This is a genomic window from Lampropedia cohaerens (genome assembly GCF_001005215.1).
GTDB classification, from domain to species: Bacteria; Pseudomonadota; Gammaproteobacteria; order Burkholderiales; family Burkholderiaceae_C; genus Lampropedia; species Lampropedia cohaerens.
Window position 1 is genome coordinate 26,069 of the sequence record NZ_LBNQ01000009.1, and the last position, 17,393, is coordinate 43,461.

Here is a 17,393-nt window from a genome sequence, read left to right on the forward strand (position 1 = left end):
CTTCAACGCGCCCTAGTAAATGGGCGGCTCGCCCGGCGGGCGCGACTTGAAGCGCTTGTGCACCCAGAAGTACTGGGCAGGCATGGTACGGATCCAGCTTTCGACCTCGCGGTTCATGCGCGTGGTGTCCGCCACAATGTCGTCAGTCGGGAAGTCCTGCCAGTGCGGCAGCATCTCGATCTCGTAGCCCTGCCGGGTGACCTTGGCAAGCAACGGGATGACGCGCGCGCCGCCAATCTCGGCAAAACGCGACAGCGACGACACAGTGGCAGCGGGCACACCGAAAAACGGCACGAAGATCGACTCGCGTGGGCCGAAATTCATGTCAGGCAGCAAGAACAGCCCGCCGCCATTGCGCAGGGCCTTGATGACCGGGCGCAGGCCTTCGGAGCGGTTGAACAGCAGCACCTGCCCGAAGCGGGCGCGGCGCTCCTTGATCCAGGCATCGAGCACCGGGTTGGGCTGCTTGGTGTAAATGCTCACGGCCGTGCGCGTACTGCCCAGCGCCATGGCCACGCCGGCCGCATCCAGCCCATAGAAATGCGGAGCCAGCAGGATGAGCGGGCGTGGATCGTCCAGTTCGTGCACCTGACCGGTCAGGCGCAGCCGTCGGCGCACTACCTCGGGGGAAGCCAGCCACAGCCAGCTGCGGTCCAGCCAGGTCTGGCAGAAGTAGACGAACGACTGTCTGGCCCAGCGCCGCCGCTCGGCCTTGCTGACTTCCGGAAAGCACAGCTGCAGGTTGGTGTGCACGATGCGCCGCCGCGGCTTGGCGACAAGGTAGAGAAATCGCCCCAGCACGTTGCCCATGGCGCGCAACAGGCCCAGCGGCAGCCGTGCAAGTCCGTGCATGAGCGCAATGACGAGCTGGCCGCTCAAGCGTTGCCGCAACGTCGGTTTATCGGTCATGCGCGTGCTCCTTCACGTCGTCGTGGCGCAGAGGGTGCGGTGCGTCCACGGGCATGCCTCGGGGGGCCTTGTAGCGTGCATAGCCCCACATGTACTGCGCGGGGCAGGCGCGGATCTGCGCCTCTACTGCGCGGTTGATGGCCTGCACGAGTGCCGTTTGTGGCGCCTTGGCGTCCAGTTCCAGCGGATACAGGTAGAGACGGTAGCGTGACCAGCCCTGCCGCTCGCAGCGAGCGATGATGACGATGGGCTCAGTCTGCTGGATCAGCCGCGCTGCAATCGTCATCGTGTAGGCGGGTCTGCCGAGAAAGTCGGCCCATTCGCCCATGCCCCAGGGCGGCACCTGATCGGGCAAAAGCCCCACGGCGCCGCTGCCGCGCAGGCACTTGAGCATGGCCTTGACGCCGCGCATGTCGGTGGGCACGGCGACCTGACCCCTGCGGTTGCGTACCGTCTCCAGCAGGCGCGCCAGAAACGCCTTGCGCGCGGGGCGGTACAGCACTGTCATGGGGCCGCGGGCGCTGTCCTCCGTAAGGCCCAGGTGGCTAGCTACGGCCTGGGAGGAGAGCTCGAAGCATCCCATGTGGGGGGTGAGAAACAGCACACCGCGCTGCTGCTGCCACGCCGCATCCAGTAGCGCGCGGCTCGCCGGATCAATGATGACCGGCGGCATCGAGGGGCCCCATGCCTTGGGCAGCTCCGCCACCATGCGCCCGGCATGGCCGACGCCGGCGCGCACGTCGCGAAAGCGGTAACCGGCCTGTCGTGCGTTGGTCAGAAAGCGTCTCCGGTAGGCCGGCGAGCAGAGAAATACCGCCCAGCCCAGCAGCCAGCCGATGCCTTGCAGCAGCCAGGTTGGCAACACGGATAAGAGGCGCAGGAAAGTGTGCATGCAAGAAGGCGCTAGAATCGCCGCAGTCGCCGAGTTAAAGAGCAACTTGCAGGGCGACTCAAAACAAGACTGCTAAAGCGTTCGCCAGAGCTTCTTCAGATAGATGGTTTCGGGCAACGCCTTTTGCCCGCCAACTATCGAAGGAGCTTTTTTCATGGCCAATGATTTTCTGTTTACGTCCGAATCGGTCTCCGAAGGGCACCCTGACAAGGTTGCCGACCAGATCTCGGATGCTATTTTAGATGCCCTGCTGCGGCAGGACCCCATGAGCCGCGTGGCTGCCGAGACGCTGACCAACACGGGGCTGGTGGTCCTGGCTGGCGAAATCACCTCCGGCGCGACGGTCGACTACATCCAGATCGCGCGTGACACCATCAAGCGCATTGGCTACGACAACACCGATTACGGCATCGACTATAAGGGCTGCGCGGTGCTGGTCGCCTACGACAAGCAGAGCCAGGAGATCGCGCAAGGTGTCGACCGCGCCAGTGATGACGAGCTCAACATCGGTGCCGGCGATCAGGGCCTGATGTTCGGTTACGCCTGTGACGAGACGCCCGAGCTGATGCCTGCGCCGATTTACTACGCGCACCGTCTGGTCGAGCGCCAGAGCCAGCTGCGCCGCGATGGCAGGCTGCCCTTCCTGCGTCCCGATGCCAAGAGCCAGGTGACCATGCGCTATGTCGATGGCAAGCCGCACAGCGTCGACACGGTGGTGCTGTCCACCCAGCACCATCCCGACCAGAGCGAATCCCCCACCAAGCTCAAGGACAGTTTCATCGAGGCGGTGATTGAGGAAATCATCAAACCGGTGCTGCCCAAGGAATGGCTCAAGGACACCAAGTACCTTGTCAACCCAACCGGGCGCTTCGTCATCGGCGGCCCGCAGGGTGACTGCGGCCTGACCGGTCGCAAGATCATCGTCGACACCTATGGCGGCGCGTGCCCACATGGCGGGGGCGCGTTCTCTGGCAAGGATCCGACCAAGGTGGACCGCTCGGCCGCCTACGCAGCCCGCTACGTGGCCAAGAACATCGTGGCCGCGGGACTGGCGCGTCAGGCACAGATTCAGCTCTCCTATGCCATTGGCGTGGCGCGGCCGATCAACGTCACGGTCTATACCGAAGGTACCGGCGTGATTCCTGACGAGCAGATCGCCAAGTTGGTGCAGGAGCATTTCGACCTGCGCCCGCGCGGCATCATTGAAATGCTCGACCTGCGCCGCCCGATCTACGAGAAGACGGCCGCCTATGGCCACTTCGGCCGGGAAGAGCCGGAGTTCACCTGGGAAGCCACCGACAAGGCACAGGCGCTGCGCGCCGCCGCTGGGCTGTCGTAATTTTCCTGCCGTATCGTGGTGCCCGCAGTCATTGCGGTGCACCCGCCAAGCTGTCGAGGCGGCAGGAAGGTACAGGCAGACTACAGGGTATTTGTGCGAGATGTGCCGACGGGATACAATGGCCCGGCCAGAATGTCAAAAGTTGGTCAACCCGGCAGTTCGGAGCGGCCAGCGATCCTGGCGATGCGAGATACAAATAGAAAAAAATGCAGACGGTTTTTGACCGGCCGGATGCGAACTTCTCGGAAACGTCCGGGTCACATGCCCAGATAGTTTTAGTTATTGCCGATTTCCGGTTACGAGGCCTTTTGGAACCGCTCCAATTGACGATTCCCTAGGTGCTTCTCCTCCCTCACTCTCTATCTTCACCTTGGGTGGCCTCGTAGCCCTTTCTATTGACCATGGCAGTGGTGCGGCGCCGCCTGCGGCAAGGCGGTTGGTCTGTGCCGCGTTGTGGGCATCTGCTGCTGCCGCGCGGGCATGACGCGCAGTCTCGCTGGAGGTGACTGACAGGCTGCCGCAAACATTCCAGCGACAACTTGCGTGTAGGCCAGCGGCGTCGCCTGCAATTCCTACAGCCCCGTCCTACGGTGGTGTCGGCCATTGGCGGCTTCTCGTGATGTCTCGGAAAGAAACAATGGACGTTGTTTCATTTCAGAGGAGCGCATCATGGCAACGCTACACGCCAACCCACCTGCTGGCCAGGGTCAGATTCACACTTTGGAATCCGGTGCCAGCGCCGTTTCCTGGGGCGCCATCATTGCCGGTGCAGTTGGTGCTGCCGCCATCAGCCTGTTTCTGATCGTGCTGGGCAGCGGCCTGGGGCTTTCCTCCGTCTCCGCATGGTCTGATGAAGGAGCCAGCGGGCAGACCATTGGTTGGTCCACCATCATCTGGCTGACGCTGACGCTGACGCTGACGCAGCTGATCGCAGCCGGCCCGGGGGGGCTACCTGGCAGGGCGGTTGCGCACGCGCTGGGCAGCCACGAACGCCGACGAAGTTTATTTTCGTGATACGGCGCACGGATTTCTGGCCTGGGCCGTTTCGATGCTTCTCACCGTAGTGCTGCTGGCTGGCGCAATCGGCTCTGTGCTTGGATTGGTCGGCAGTGCGGCCAGCTCGGTGACATCCGGTGCAGCCCAGGTGGTTTCCTTTGCGGCAGGCAGCACAGGAGGCGCGGACGCTGGCGGTGATGATGATGGACAACCCGGTTTCATTGACTATTACGTACGGACCTTGATTCGCCAGTCCGATGTGAATGTGCCCCAGAGTGGACTGACTGCGCAGGATCCTGCAACCCGTGCAGAAGAGGCCGCCTGGCTGACGCAGGAAATTACCCCTATCGTGGTCGACAGTCTGCGTCGGGGTGAGTTTTCGGAGTCTGACCGCGACTACGTCGCTCAGCTTGTAGCGCGCTACACCGGTGTAAGTGCCAGCGAGGCGCGCGAGCGCATTGATACGGCAATTGTCGAGATCGAACAGCGTATGGCGCAGGCGAAACAGCAGCTTGAGCAAGCCAAGCAGCAGGCGCTTGAGGCCGCTGAGGCAGCGCGCAAGGCTGCTGCCTATACGGCGCTGTGGGTGGCAATCTCGCTGCTGATCGGCGCGTTCACCGCCGCCCTGATGGCGACGTTTGGCGGACGCCTGCGTGACAAGGCTTGATTTCGCCTGTTTCGCCAATCCCGTTTTAACAAGGAGAAGCTATGCGTTCGATTCTGTTGTTTCTGCTAGGGGTTCCGATCCCCATCATCATTCTGATTGCGCTGCTGTTCTGATGATTGTCGCAGGATCCTGACTAGGGATCAGAATCGTGAAAAAGGTGCCACACAGGCGCCTTTTTCATAAATCGCCAGCACTGACACGACACCACTGCCCGGGCATGAGCGGTGGCATGGTCAGCCGACCGATCTGCCGCCGGATCAATCGCAAGGTCGGTAGGCCCACTGCAGCTGTCATGCGGCGCACCTGGCGGTTTCTGCCCTCGGTAATGGTCAGCGCCAGCCAGCTGGTGGGTATGCTTTGGCGAACACGTATTGGTGGGTTGCGATGCCAGAGTGACAGCGCGATGTCGGGCGGCAAGAGTTCGACATGCGTCGCACGGGCTGGGCCGTCGCGCAACATGATCCCGCCTATGAGCTGCTGCAGCTGGGTGTGACTGGCAATACCCTCGACCTGGACCCAATACGTCTTGGCCAGCTTGTTGGCGGGATGAGCAATGCGCGCCTGCAGGCGCCCATCGTTCGTCAGCAGCAGCAGCCCTTCACTGTCGCGATCGAGCCGGCCAGCCGGATAGACGCCCGGGACATCGACAAAGTCCGCCAGTGTTTGACGTCCCTGTGCGTCGGTGAACTGGGTCAGCACCCCATACGGCTTATTGAGCGCGATCAACATGGGACGCCTGGCAACGGTGACAGGGCGTTGACGCAAATGGGCAGGTGAACGTGTTGACAAGGCAGGTTTCTTGGGGATGTCGGGCATGCAGTCCGATAATAGCCGCCGATCGAACCCGTCTCGTTTTACCATGTCGATACGCCGCGCCACGCCGCATGATGCCCAGGCCATTGTTGCCATCTACAACCACTACATTCTCCATTCCACCGCGACGTTCGAGCTGGAGCCGTTGACCATAGCGCAGATGCGTGCGCGCATCGAGAAGGTTGCGGTGCGCTACGCCTGGTTTGTCTTCGAGCAAGAGGGCGAGGTAGCCGGCTATGCCTATGCCGATGCGTTTCACGGCCGCGCGGGTTTCCGACACACGGTCGAGCCCAGCATCTACGTGGCCGATGGATGGGCCGGGCAGGGAATTGGCAAGGCGCTCTACGCGCATTTGCTCGATTATCTGGAGCACGAGACCGACTGCCATGCGGTCATTGCGGTGCTGGCCGTGCCCAATCCCGGCAGCGAGGCGCTGCACGCGGCGCTGGGCTTTCGGCAGGCGGGGCGCATCACGCAGGTCGGGCGCAAGTTCGAGCGCTGGCTGGATATCGCCTACTGGGAAAAGCACTTTGCGTGGCCGCGGCCGCGCTTGCGGTGAGGCCAGATCACAGCGCGAAAAAGCCCGAGGCGCGCAGTGCGGCTCGGGCGGCAGGCGATGGTTCCGGCGCGGATTACCAGCGATCGCGGATGCGGTTGTAGACGTAGCGACCTAACTCGCGGTGCACATGTGGCGTGAAGTGGATCTTGTCGGCAAAGGCATAGCGGTCGTACTCGGTGCTGCGAAGCGTCCCAGTCGTGCACAGGGCTGCGTTGACTTCGCCTGCTCCGATACCGATGCCCGAACCGGCATCCGTGGAGGTACAGACCGTCTCATCGATATTGTCAATGGAGTAGTAGCGCGGCTCCTCGATGACCCAGTTGATGAATTGTTCGAACTCCGCGTACAGTGCTCGCCTGCCATAGCCGTCGTCACCCATCTCGTAGAGCAGGCCGTCATTGAATTGACGTGAGAGATTGCTCAGCAGCGCGGTCTCGCCAATGTCTCGAGCCCAGATGGATTTGCCAAGGTCATAGGTGCCGGCTACCACGATGTTGTGGCCGCCCTGGTCGATCATGGCCTTGACTTGCTGGCCAAGCGCGCGTCCGGCATCGCGTGCCTGCGCCGGGGCAGCATCGCGTGCGATATCGCCTGCGCGAACGGCCTGGGCAATGGCAATGAGATCGCTGGTGCCGGCGCTGATGAGCACCAGATCGCTTTCTCCGAACTGGTTGCCTTGCAGGAAGCTGGCGACCTGTTGCGCAAGGTCTGCAACCCGGGTGTTGCCCTGTGCATAGGAAAGTCCGCCCTCCTTGGCCGGCTTCAGCGCCAGCCCATAGTCGCGGGCGACCTGCTCCGTCCAGTTCAGAAGGTCCGCATTCGCGTCGTTGACGGTATAGCGCGCGCCGCTCTGGCCGATGTCGCTGTGGCCATCGCCAAACGCAATCACCCGCGTCGGGACCAGTTGCGATTCGACCGAGCTGGAGCCGCAGGCGACCAGGCCCAGGGCAATTGCGCCCGCTGCCACCATGCCGATGCAGCGCTTCCAATGAAATGCCATGTTCATCTACTCCAAGTGTTGTCTGCCGTTAGTTTAGCGGTGGCTGCCTGTGGTGCCTGTGGAAGTCCTTGCGGCCTGTGCGACAGGATGCAACAAAGACCATGTGGTGGGCTTATCCTGCTGCCGTCATTCAGTTGCTCGCAGCCGCGCGCTGCAGCCGATCGCGCACGCCGTCCCAGGCGGGGCCGGCAGGGGGCGTTTCCACCCAGATCAGTGCAACGCCAGCCGCGTCAAGCTCGCGCAGCGTGCGAAACAGCTGCTGCGCAGCGGCCTCGGGCTGGGCGGGCATGCGGCGCTGCAAGACCGTGTCTGCAGCGCGCATGCGCTGGCGGGTGTAGAGCGCGATATGGCCCGCGTCGCTGCCCAGCACGTCCAGCGCCGCCTGGATGGCCGGGCCATCCATCAGGCGCACCTTGGCATTGGGCGCATAGTGCGCTGTCAGGGTGCCGGGCGCGTGTGGCGCGGGGGCACTGTCGGCTGGCTGGTCGCCCGTGCAGGCGGCGCAGCCAGTAACCTGCGCAATCTGTGATGCGGTGATGGCGCCGGGCCGCAGGATGATGGGCTGGCTGCGGGTGCAGTCGACGATGGTCGATTCGATGCCGACGCGGCAATCGCCGCCGTCGAGAATCAGCAGGTCCTCGCCCAGCGAGTCGCCCACGTGGGCGGCGCTGGTCGGGCTGATGCGGCCAAACGGATTGGCACTGGGCGCGGCAAGGCCGTACACCGGCGGTTGCGCCGCCAGTGCCGCTTGAAGCAGTTGCTGCGCCACTGGATGCGACGGGCAACGCAGACCGATGGTAGGGTGCCCACCTGCAGCAGCGTCGGCCACCCCTGCCCGCCGCGGCAGTATGACCGTCAGCGGGCCGGGCCAGAAGGCCTGCATCAGTTGCGCGGCAAAGTCCGGGACCTCGGCGGCAAAGTGCATGGCGGCAGCGGCATCGACGACGTGCACGATCAGCGGATGTCCCTTGGGTCTGCCCTTGCGCGTGAAGACCTGATCGACCGCCTTGCTGTTGCAGGCATCGGCGGCCAGTCCGTAGACAGTCTCCGTCGGCAGCCCGAGCAGTTGCCCTTGCTGCAGCGCATGCACGGCGTGCGCGATGGAGGCGGGGGTGGGGGGGGCGATCATTGTGGAGACCGTCGTTACTCGCTGGGCGCGGTCAGGAACGGATGGCGCGCAGCGATGCGGCCATCGCTATCCAGGGGCAGGCCCAGCAGGGCCGCCACGCGGGAGGCGGTCTGCAGCGCTGCCTGCGCGGTGGGGGCGGTGATGGTGATGTGGCCCATCTTGCGCCCTGGCCTGGCCTGCCGCTTGCCGTAGAGATGCAGGTGCACGCCCGGCAGATCGAGGATGGCAGCCCAGTCTGGCGTGCATGGCGTGTCCGTGCCGTGGCGAAACCACAGGTCACCGAGCACGTTGAGCATGACCGCCGGACTGTGCTGGCGTGGCGTGGGCAGTGGCAGGCCTGCCAGGGTGCGCACCTGCAGCTCGAATTGCGAGACATCGCAGGCATCGATACTGTAATGGCCGCTGTTGTGTGGGCGTGGCGCCATTTCGTTGGCGATCACGCTGCCGTCGCGCAGCACGAAGAATTCCACGCACAGTACGCCGACGTATTCGGTCGCTTCGGCAATGCGCAGGGCGGCTTGCAGCGCACGGTGTTCGACCTCGGGCTTGAGATTGCCTGCAAAGACCATTGTGGTGGCGAGAATGCCATCGCGATGGATGTTGCGCTGCACGGGCAGGTGCACCACCTTGCCATCGAGACCGCGCGCGAGGATGACCGAGCATTCGCAATCGAGATCGACGCGCTTTTCCAGCACGCAGGGGACCTTGCCCAGCGCCTCCCAGGCCGCAGGCAGTGACTGGGCATCGGAGACGGGCATCTGGCCCTTGCCGTCGTAGCCAAGGCGCGCGGTCTTGAGAATGCCCGGAAACAGCGTGGGCGCTGCAGCGATCACCGCCTCGGGCGAGTCGATCACGGCAAACGGGGCGATCGGCACGCCGTGGTGCTGGAAGTGGATCTTCTCGGCGGCACGGTCCTGCGCGATGGCCACTGCCACCGCTGTCGGTGCCACGCGAGTCAGCTTGGCCAGCGCTGTCAGCGCCTGCGCAGGCACGTTCTCGAATTCGGTGGTGATGGCCGATGCCGCCTTGGCCAGCTCGGCCAGCCCCTGGGCGTCGTCGTAGCGGGCCACGATCTGTCGGTCGCTGGCCTGTCCGGCTGGCCCGCCTGCTTCGGGATCCAGCACCACCGTGTGATAGCCCATCGCCTGTGCAGCATGTACGAACATGCGTCCCAGCTGACCGCCGCCCATTACGCCAAGCGTCGCGCCAGGCAGGATGACATTGCCCGGTCGTTCCGGTTTCGATAGTGCCGCACTCATCCTCGCATCTCCTCGAAATTGTGGGTTCAGCCGACTGGAGGTAGCGTCATCTGCCTGGCCGCCTGTGTCTGCTGCTGGCGCCAGGCGGCCAGGCGCTCGGCCAGCTGCGCATCGCCAGCCGCCAACAGCGCCACGGCAAACAGGGCTGCATTGGCAGCGCCTGCGGCGCCAATCGCAAATGTCGCCACCGGCACGCCCTTGGGCATCTGGACGATGCTGTGCAGGGAATCCACTCCCTGCAGATGGCGACTGGCCACCGGCACGCCCAGCACCGGCACAATGGTCTTGGCCGCCAGCATGCCAGGCAGGTGGGCGGCGCCGCCTGCGCCGGCAATGATGGCGCGCAGACCGCGCGGCTGGGCCTGCTCGGCGTAGGCGAACATGTCATCGGGCATGCGGTGCGCGGAAACCACCCGGGCCTCGTGCGGGATGGCAAACGTCTCGAGAATGGCTACGGCGTGCTGCATCGTCTCCCAGTCGCTGCTGGAGCCCATGACGACGCCGACCTGAATGTCTGGCATGGCAAAGCCTGTGTGTGCAAAGGCGCGATTCTAAAGCCCGCTGCCATGGACCCATCGTCGTGCCGGGCATGTACGGATTGCGGCAGCAGTGCGGCGGAGGCTCCCTTACACTCACAGGCAGCATTGGGGGCGCGTTCGCGCCTGGCTTGCACGCGGTTGGCCGCAGCGCCCCTGTTCCCCACATCCGAAAGGCAGCACATGATTGATGTAACCGTCGAGAATTTCGAGCAGGAAGTCATAGAGGCGTCGATGCACACACCGGTTCTGGTGGACTTCTGGGCGCCCTGGTGCGGTCCATGCCGCACGCTCGGGCCGATTCTCGAGAAGCTTGAGGTCGCCTACGGCGGACGCTTCAAGCTCGCCAAAATCGATTCCGACCAGGAGCAGCAGCTCGCAGGCATGTTTGGAGTGCGCAGCATCCCGACCTGCGTGCTGATGGTGCAGGGCCAGCCCGTTGACGGATTCATGGGCGCGCTGCCCGAAGGGCAGATCAAGGCGTTTCTCGACAAGCATCTGCCGGAAGGCGAGTTGCAGGATGTCCAGGAGGATGAGCAGCAGCCCATGCCTGGCATGGAGGACGACATCCAGACACGGCTGGACAAGCTCAGGCAGGCCAGCGAAGCCCAGCCCGACGATGAAAAGGCGCGCTTTGCCTACCTGCGCCAGCTGCTGGAGATGGGGCTGGAAGACGATGCGCGCGCTGCGTTTGCCCCGGTGGCCGTGCAGGCCGAGACCTCGGTGCGCTACGGCGCCATCAAGACCTGGCTGGACGCGCTCGAAGCGGCCAGAAGTGCCGGTGACCCCAATGCCCGCCTGGCAGCCCTGGATGCGGCCATCGCTGCCAACAAGCGCGATTTCGAGGCGCGCCACCAGCGCGCCCAGCTGCTGCTGGCGCACAACCAGTGGACCGCAGCCATGGATGAGCTGCTGGAAATCCTGATGCGCGATCGCAACTGGCGAGATGGCCTGGCGCGCAAGACCTATATCGCCATTCTCGAGATCATCGATCCGCCCAAGCCGCCGGTCGCCGAAGGGCAGATTCCGCCGGAGGATCCGACCGTTGCCAGCTATCGCCGCCGGCTATCGAGCGTGGTGCTCAGCTGAGCTTTTGACCCTGGAGCAGGGAGCTGCCGCCCTGCGCAGGCGCAGATCCCGCGCGGCAGGCAGTTTCAAAAAATTGCCAACAATTGCCGCTCATCCGCCAGGTGTAACGCTTCGTCGGAAAATGTAACGCGGTCGCCGCAGAGATCGCCAGAATGCGTGCATGCAGAAGATCTGGCCCATCTCCCCAAGCCTGCCCGAGGTGCGTGCGGCCCACGTCCAGGGCGGCTTCACGCTGATCGAGGTGATGGTGGCCATCGCCATCATTGCTATTCTGGCAGCCATGGCTGCGCCGTCTTTTCAGCGCCAGATCGAGCGCTACCAGGTTCGGGTCGTCTCCGAGGACCTGCGCGCCTCCGTTGGTCTGGCGCGCTCCGAGGCGCTGCGCCGCGGCGGTGGGGTGGCATTGCGCGCCTGCGACGCGGATGAGGGCTGTGCCTGGAAGATCGTCGCCGGCACAGATTCCATTCAGCAGAGCGCGGCAAGCCCCGCCGTGAAGGTAGATCTGCCAGATGACGGCGTGCAGTTTGACGGCTGGGGGCTTGCCGGCGGCTGTGTGGACTTTACCGCGACATCGGTGCGTAACAGTGCCGCCACCCGCACCTTTCACCTGCAGCCCGCTGGCGCAATTGGGGAGGCCGCATGTTCATGATGACGCAGTGTTTTCCGGTTGTCCGGCCCGCCATGGCGATGCCTGCTTCACGTCGGCAGCAAGGCCTGACGCTGCTGGAAGCCCTGGTGGCCATTCTGGTGCTGGCGCTGGGCGTTTTGGCGCTGCTGGGCGTGCAGCTGTCAACATTGGCAGAAACCCAGAACACCGCGCGCCGTGCCCAGGCCATCCGCATCATGGAGGACCTCTCGGAGCGCATCAAAAGCAATCCCGGTGGTTTTGATCGGCTGGACGATTACGTGCTGTCCGCGTGGACGAATACCGCCAACCTGCCTGCGGCCGGCGTTGACTGTGCGGCGGCCAGTTGTACGGCGCAGCAGATGGCCGCCTGGGACGTGTCGCAATGGGCCCGAACGGCACTGAACCTGCTGCCGCCGCGTTCCGAGCTGATCACCTTTCTGTCTGCCGCCGAGGACGCGGGCAACCGCCGCCAGCTCGGCATCATGATCGGCTGGCCGCTGCGCGAGTACCAGCCCGGTGAGACTGACCCGGCTTCTTCAATAGAGCGGTTCAATGTCGAGGCCAGCAATCAGGAATGTCCTGACGATCTGTTGTGCCATGTGATCTACGTGCAGCCATGAGGGGGGAGAAGCACCGATGAGCATCAGGAAAGGCAAGCACTCGGCGCGCCGGCCAGCCCCGGTCGGTCAGCAGGGCTTTACGTTGCTGGAGCTGATCGTCGGCATGGTGTTGGGACTGCTCGTCATCGCGGCAGCGCTGGGCTCGCTGCTGCTGACGCGCTCGACCTCCGCGGTCACCAGCGATCTGACGCAGCTGCAGCAGACAGCGGCCTATGCGCTGCGCGTGATCGGCGTGCAGATTCGCCAGGCCGGCAGTTATGAACCCGTTGCAGCGACGGGTGGCTTCGGTTCCGGTGACGCGATCACGTTCAAGGATTACACCTCGGCGGTAGTGACGGGCGATGAGGCATCGTTCACCGTAGCCACACAGACACCGATGGCTATGCGGCTGCGGCGCGACTGCCTGGGCAACGCGGTCATGACCAGCGAGTTTCTGAGCACGCTTGCGTTCGATGCCGATAGCGCCAGCTTGCTATGTGGCAATGGCGCGCAGACGCAGCCCATCATCGGCAACGTCACGGATTTCCGCGTGCGCTACCGCAATTTCACGGTCAACGGCGCGGGCAATTACAGCTTCCAGATTGCCGAGGCGCCACAGCCAAGCTCGGCCACCGCCGGTGTCGCTGCCGTGGAGGTGTGCCTGGAGCTGCAGGGCGACGAGCCGGTGCCGGACGCCGGTGCCGGAGGCAAATACGTCAATTGCGACGGTCAAGCCGTGCCAATGGGCGATCGCATTCGCCGTGTGTTCCACAACACCTATAGCCTGCGCGTACGCGGCGCATGACGGAGGGAGTCGCCATGCAACTGCGATGGATCGATGGTGCTGCTGCCCGAATCGCCTCTGCCCGGCACCGCCGCGCGCAACGGGGCGTGGCCTTGTTCATTGTCATGATTATCGTGCTGCTGACCTCGCTGCTGGTGCTGTGGGCCAGCCGCAGCGCGCTGCTGCACGAAATGGTCACCGGCAACGATGCTGATTACCAGCGTGCCTTTGAAGCTGCGCAGGCCATGCTGCGTGACGCGGAATTCGACATTCTTGGTATGACCGCCAGCGGCGCTGCCGTGCCGCGTTGTGGTGAGGCGGACGCAGAGAATGGCCGCTGCCGGCCACGAGCACTGCCGGACAACGTTGATGTGACCGGCAACGGCGCAGCGAAGGTGTACTTCCCCACCAGTGCCAGCCTGGATGACGAGGATGGCGGCGATCTGGTGGTGTTGGAGGACAAGATCTCCAAGTTTCAGGGGCGGTCCACCGACTGCGCCGCCGCGATCTGTGTATTCGGTGTCACGGCCATTCCGGAAGATGAGGATGAGCCACCTTTCTGGGAAGACGAAGACCTGCTGGAAGCCATGAAGGCCGCTGGTGCCTACTACGGTCAGTACACCAAAGCCAAAGCGGGCACGGAAGGGGAGGGCAATCCCTTGCTGCGCCGCACCAGCGCCAGCGACCAGCGTGCCTGGTACTGGGTCGAGCCGCTGCTGTTTGAGGCCAGCCTGGCCAGTGACGCGGCCAGCCGGTTCGCGCCCCGTGGCAGCCTGGCCGGCAATGCTTCCGGCATTGTGTTTCGCATCACCGCCCTGGCCGAGGGGCGCAAGCCGGGCACGCGGGTGGTGTTGCAGAGCATATTCGTCAAGCAGGCGGTTGCGGCGGATGGCTGATCACGCCTATCGAGAGTGGCATTGATGCAAGTGACGGGAGCAACAACAATGAACAAAACGTCTTCAGGTGGATTCGCGCTGCATGTTCTTTGCGTGGCCATCCTCGCGCTGTATGGCGCAGAGCTGGCAGCGCAGGAAAACAGTCTTGCCTTCAGCACGGCGCCCGCAACCAATACCCATCGCCCGCCAGCGCCGAATGTGATCATCTCGGTGGATGATTCTGGGAGTATGGCGCAGCGCGATGGCAGCAATGAAACCAAGATCGACATCCTGAAAAGCGCCCTGAAGGAAACTTTCAAGGAAAGCAACGTGCCAGACAGGTCCATCCGACTCGGGTGGATGAGTATGAATGCCTGCAGGGGGAGGGGTTCCTCACTGCAATGCCGCGGGACAGAAGAGCCGAGTATCCGGGTGCTGGATGCCAATCTTCGGCAGCAGTTCATCTCCTGGGTGGATGGACTCCATGCGGAGGGCGGAACGCCCGCGCATCGCATGCTTTACCGGGCTGGGGAGTATCTGCGTCGGGCGCCAGGGATCGACAACCCGTGGGCCAGCAATCCGGGTGTTGAAGAGGGGGAATACCTCGGATGCCGTCGCTCCTACAACGTGTTTCTAACGGACGGTTCCTGGAACTTTCCGGATATGGATGACGGCAACAGGGCCACTTATGGCCCCAGCTGGCTGCGGGACTTGATGACGCCCGAGGAAGTGGCGGAAATCGGCAATGCGGACGGGACGGACCGCGTGCTGCCCTCTGGCGTGGCGTACGACGCCGATTCCGATCAGGTACGGATTTACCGCGATCAATACGGCGCAATGAATGCCATCACTGACCGCAGAGAAAATGTTACCGGTTACAGGAGCTATCCCACGTTATCAGATTTGGCGTTCTACTACTGGGCGACCGATCTGCAGCCCCATATCCGGGAACGAAACGGCGAGTACACGTTGCCCCAGCAGATTACCTTCAGTGGTGTGGAGCAGATTGCTGCCGATGGCAGGCAGATGAGTCTTCAAGAGTATTGGAATCCCAAGAACAATCCGGCAACCTGGCCGCACATGACCATGTTCACCGTGGGTTTCGGCTCTGGCGCCAAGCTTTCGACGCCTGCGTTCGGCAGCCATACCTGGGATGGTGTGGACTACCAGCGTCTGTTGCTCGGCAGGAAGGAGTGGGGCAACCCAAACCTGGAGCAAAGCACCAGCGGTAACTACGAATCCGAGGCGCGCCGTGCGGAGATGTGGCACGCCGCCATCAACAGCCGGGGGACGTTCGTTCCGGTGGATGAGCCAACCCAGCTGGCGCAGGAGTTCCAGAAAATCCTGAACAAGATCATCTCCGATAACTCGACGCCTACGACGTCTGTCGCGTTGACAGCCAGCACCGTGCGCCTGGAGTCCCAGATGTATGTGACGACTTACGATCCGTCCAGTTGGACGGGGGCGGTGTCCGCATACAAGGTCAGTGCCGCCAGTGGCGCCGTTGCCACAGGGTCGGGGTGGAATAGCGCGAGCAAGCTGGATGAGGCGCGGGGAGTCGGGGAGGATGCGCAGAAAACGTTTGCCGAGAACCGCGCAGTGTTCACGCACGATGGGGTCGCGGGCGTGTCTTTCCTGTGGGAGTCACTGAGCGCCGAGCAACGCCAGAAGCTGAACGGTTCGCGGGCCACCGTGGACTATCTGCGCGGCGGCCCTGATGGCAATTACCGCCAGCGCCGCTCAGTCCATGGCGACATCGTCAACTCCCAAGTCTGGTACTACAACGGCGATGCGGCCAATCTGCGCAAGCCGAACAAGAAAACCGGCGCTGCGCAGCGGCGCATGGTGTATGTGGGCGCCAACGACGGCATGCTGCATGCCTTTGATGCGGACAATGGCTCCGAGGCCTTTGCCTATGTGCCGCGTGGTGTCTACGACCATCTCGCGGAGCTGATCCGCCCCGACTACGTGCATCGCTATTTCGTCGATGGCTCGCCCTTCGTGGCCGAGGTGAATGCGGGCAGTAAGGACGCTCCGCAATGGCGCGACTATCTGGTGGGCACCCTGGGCGCAGGTGGCAAGGGCTATTTCATCCTGGATGTGACTGACCCGGACAGTTTCTCCGCCACCAACGTCAAGCTGGATAAGACGGGAGCGGATGTTGATGCGGACATCGGCCACATCTTCAGCGCGCCGGTGACCGATCAGGTCACGCCCACCCGCGCAACGCAGCTGACCCAGCTCAACAACGGGAAGTGGGCATTCGTGACGGGCAATGGCTACAACAGCGTCAACCAGAACTCCGTGCTGCTGATCCAGTATTTGGATGGGCAATTAGGCAAGCTCACAGCGGAGCCTGCTAGCAAGGTGCCGGGCAATGGACTGTCTGCACCGCGCCTGGTGGACCTGACCGGCGACGGCGTGCCGGATGTGGCGTACGCGGGCGACTTGAGCGGCAATCTCTGGAAATTTGACATCAGCAGCAAGGATGAGTCCAAGTGGAAGGTCAGCTTTGCCGGTCAGCCGCTTTTCACGGCTACGGATGGGCTGGGGCAGCCGCAGCCGCAGCCGATTACCACGGCGCCGGGTTTTGTGCGCCATCCGAGCGAGCCGGGGTTGATTCTCACCTTTGGGACAGGCCGCAACCTGACCAACGAGGATCGCAGATCGGACGATCCACAGACGATCTACGGCATCCACGACCGCAGCGGCTGGACGATCTCGAACGGCATTGCCAGCGTGCAGGACGATGCCGCGAACCGCGTCGAGCGCGACGATCTGGTCAACAAGTCGCTGCTGGCGCACGCCACGCAGGATAGCGTCTGGAAAACCGATGCGGACGATGCCGACGAGCAGGTCAGCTATGCGACGAAGCAGTGGGTCAACGGCGAGACGGTCTCCGTCACGCCGGACAAGGGCTGGTACATCAATCTTCCAGTGGTGAAATCACGGGTGCTGGCCAACGTCGAGTGGTTCCGTGATCCGGCGATCTTTCGCGTGCGCTTTCAGGTTCCGGCCGAAGGCGGCGCAGGTGGCGTTGAGACGCAGCAGGAAAGCTGCGAGCCCGTCTACAGCGAGCGGCGGGACTTCCTGGGCTACTTCGACGCGGTCAGCGGCAACAGCTGGCGAAAACCACTGCCCAATGGCGAGCGCGATCCTTACACCTTTTATGAGGATCCAGCCGAGGGCCTGTCGCACTATTTGAGCGATGGCGAAGGCGGCGATGTATCGGTCGCTCCGCCAGGCTTTGGTAAGGAGGACAACCTGCCCGGTGAAGGCTTTACCGGCCTGATCCCGACCTGGCGTCACGTGCAGTAAA

The 17,393-nt window shown here is 63.5% G+C and carries 17 protein-coding genes; 10 read left to right on the forward strand and 7 right to left on the reverse strand.

Going from position 1 to position 17,393, the window contains the following annotated elements:
• Positions 1 to 12 precede the first annotated feature (12 nt).
• A complete protein-coding gene (locus tag AAV94_RS00945; protein ID WP_046740451.1) occupies positions 13 to 909 on the reverse strand; it encodes a lysophospholipid acyltransferase family protein in 897 nt (298 codons plus the stop codon).
• Positions 899 to 1,801 (reverse strand): LpxL/LpxP family acyltransferase, encoded by a 903-nt coding sequence (locus AAV94_RS00950; protein ID WP_046740452.1) that lies wholly within the window; start codon positions 1,799 to 1,801, stop codon positions 899 to 901. The genes AAV94_RS00945 and AAV94_RS00950 overlap by 11 nt, the downstream gene beginning before the upstream one ends.
• Positions 1,802 to 1,955: 154 nt before the next feature.
• Here AAV94_RS00950 and metK point away from each other — a divergent pair, with 154 nt between their 5' ends.
• The 3 genes from metK (at position 1,956) to AAV94_RS15135 (ending at position 4,803) form a co-directional block, all read left to right on the forward strand.
• Entirely contained in the window at positions 1,956 to 3,140 is a 1,185-nt protein-coding gene (gene metK, locus AAV94_RS00955) for a methionine adenosyltransferase (protein ID WP_046740453.1), read from the forward strand.
• A 669-nt stretch (positions 3,141 to 3,809) separates the two neighbouring features.
• Positions 3,810 to 4,154 (forward strand): hypothetical protein, encoded by a 345-nt coding sequence (locus tag AAV94_RS15130; RefSeq protein ID WP_052754846.1) that lies wholly within the window; start codon positions 3,810 to 3,812, stop codon positions 4,152 to 4,154.
• Between the two features lie 34 nt (positions 4,155 to 4,188).
• Positions 4,189 to 4,803, forward strand: coding sequence for a hypothetical protein (locus AAV94_RS15135; protein ID WP_052754847.1), 615 nt, complete (start codon positions 4,189 to 4,191; stop codon positions 4,801 to 4,803).
• 177 nt (positions 4,804 to 4,980) lie between these two features.
• Here the strand turns inward: AAV94_RS15135 and AAV94_RS00965 are convergent, their stop codons facing one another.
• Positions 4,981 to 5,619, reverse strand: coding sequence for a pseudouridine synthase (locus tag AAV94_RS00965; protein WP_084824655.1), 639 nt, complete (start codon positions 5,617 to 5,619; stop codon positions 4,981 to 4,983).
• Between the two features lie 43 nt (positions 5,620 to 5,662).
• On the opposite strand from AAV94_RS00965, the gene AAV94_RS00970 reads away from it, so the two are divergent.
• Positions 5,663 to 6,175, forward strand: a complete 513-nt coding sequence (locus AAV94_RS00970; protein ID WP_046740455.1) for a GNAT family N-acetyltransferase — start codon at positions 5,663 to 5,665, stop codon at positions 6,173 to 6,175.
• A 73-nt stretch (positions 6,176 to 6,248) separates the two neighbouring features.
• Here the strand turns inward: AAV94_RS00970 and AAV94_RS00975 are convergent, their stop codons facing one another.
• From AAV94_RS00975 to purE, 4 genes are all read right to left on the reverse strand, one after another.
• On the reverse strand, positions 6,249 to 7,175 hold the full coding sequence (locus AAV94_RS00975; RefSeq protein ID WP_046740622.1) for an SGNH/GDSL hydrolase family protein: 927 nt from the start codon (positions 7,173 to 7,175) through the stop codon (positions 6,249 to 6,251).
• 130 nt (positions 7,176 to 7,305) lie between these two features.
• Complete coding sequence (locus AAV94_RS00980; protein WP_046740456.1) at positions 7,306 to 8,304, reverse strand: L-threonylcarbamoyladenylate synthase; 999 nt, start codon at positions 8,302 to 8,304, stop codon at positions 7,306 to 7,308.
• Positions 8,305 to 8,318: 14 nt separating this feature from the next.
• Positions 8,319 to 9,563, reverse strand: a complete 1,245-nt coding sequence (locus AAV94_RS00985; protein ID WP_046740457.1) for a 5-(carboxyamino)imidazole ribonucleotide synthase — start codon at positions 9,561 to 9,563, stop codon at positions 8,319 to 8,321.
• 26 nt (positions 9,564 to 9,589) lie between these two features.
• The gene (purE, locus tag AAV94_RS00990; protein ID WP_046740458.1) at positions 9,590 to 10,084 is read right to left on the reverse strand and encodes a 5-(carboxyamino)imidazole ribonucleotide mutase; all 495 of its coding nucleotides are present in this window, start codon (positions 10,082 to 10,084) and stop codon (positions 9,590 to 9,592) included.
• Positions 10,085 to 10,282: 198 nt separating this feature from the next.
• On the opposite strand from purE, the gene trxA reads away from it, so the two are divergent.
• From trxA to AAV94_RS01020, 6 genes are all read left to right on the forward strand, one after another.
• Positions 10,283 to 11,188, forward strand: a complete 906-nt coding sequence (gene trxA / locus AAV94_RS00995) for a thioredoxin (RefSeq protein WP_046740459.1) — start codon at positions 10,283 to 10,285, stop codon at positions 11,186 to 11,188.
• A 160-nt stretch (positions 11,189 to 11,348) separates the two neighbouring features.
• Positions 11,349 to 11,837, forward strand: coding sequence for a GspH/FimT family pseudopilin (locus AAV94_RS01000; RefSeq protein WP_052754849.1), 489 nt, complete (start codon positions 11,349 to 11,351; stop codon positions 11,835 to 11,837).
• Positions 11,828 to 12,436 (forward strand): type IV pilus modification protein PilV, encoded by a 609-nt coding sequence (gene pilV, locus AAV94_RS01005; protein WP_052754850.1) that lies wholly within the window; start codon positions 11,828 to 11,830, stop codon positions 12,434 to 12,436. The genes AAV94_RS01000 and pilV overlap by 10 nt, the downstream gene beginning before the upstream one ends.
• Before the next feature lie 16 nt (positions 12,437 to 12,452).
• Positions 12,453 to 13,220 (forward strand): PilW family protein, encoded by a 768-nt coding sequence (locus AAV94_RS01010; RefSeq protein ID WP_046740460.1) that lies wholly within the window; start codon positions 12,453 to 12,455, stop codon positions 13,218 to 13,220.
• A 14-nt stretch (positions 13,221 to 13,234) separates the two neighbouring features.
• The gene (locus AAV94_RS15010; RefSeq protein WP_197407978.1) at positions 13,235 to 14,095 is read left to right on the forward strand and encodes a pilus assembly PilX family protein; all 861 of its coding nucleotides are present in this window, start codon (positions 13,235 to 13,237) and stop codon (positions 14,093 to 14,095) included.
• A gap of 48 nt (positions 14,096 to 14,143) precedes the next feature.
• Positions 14,144 to 17,392: a PilC/PilY family type IV pilus protein gene (locus tag AAV94_RS01020; RefSeq protein WP_197407979.1), complete on the forward strand. Its 3,249-nt coding sequence runs from the start codon at positions 14,144 to 14,146 to the stop codon at positions 17,390 to 17,392.
• Position 17,393 lies beyond the last annotated feature (1 nt).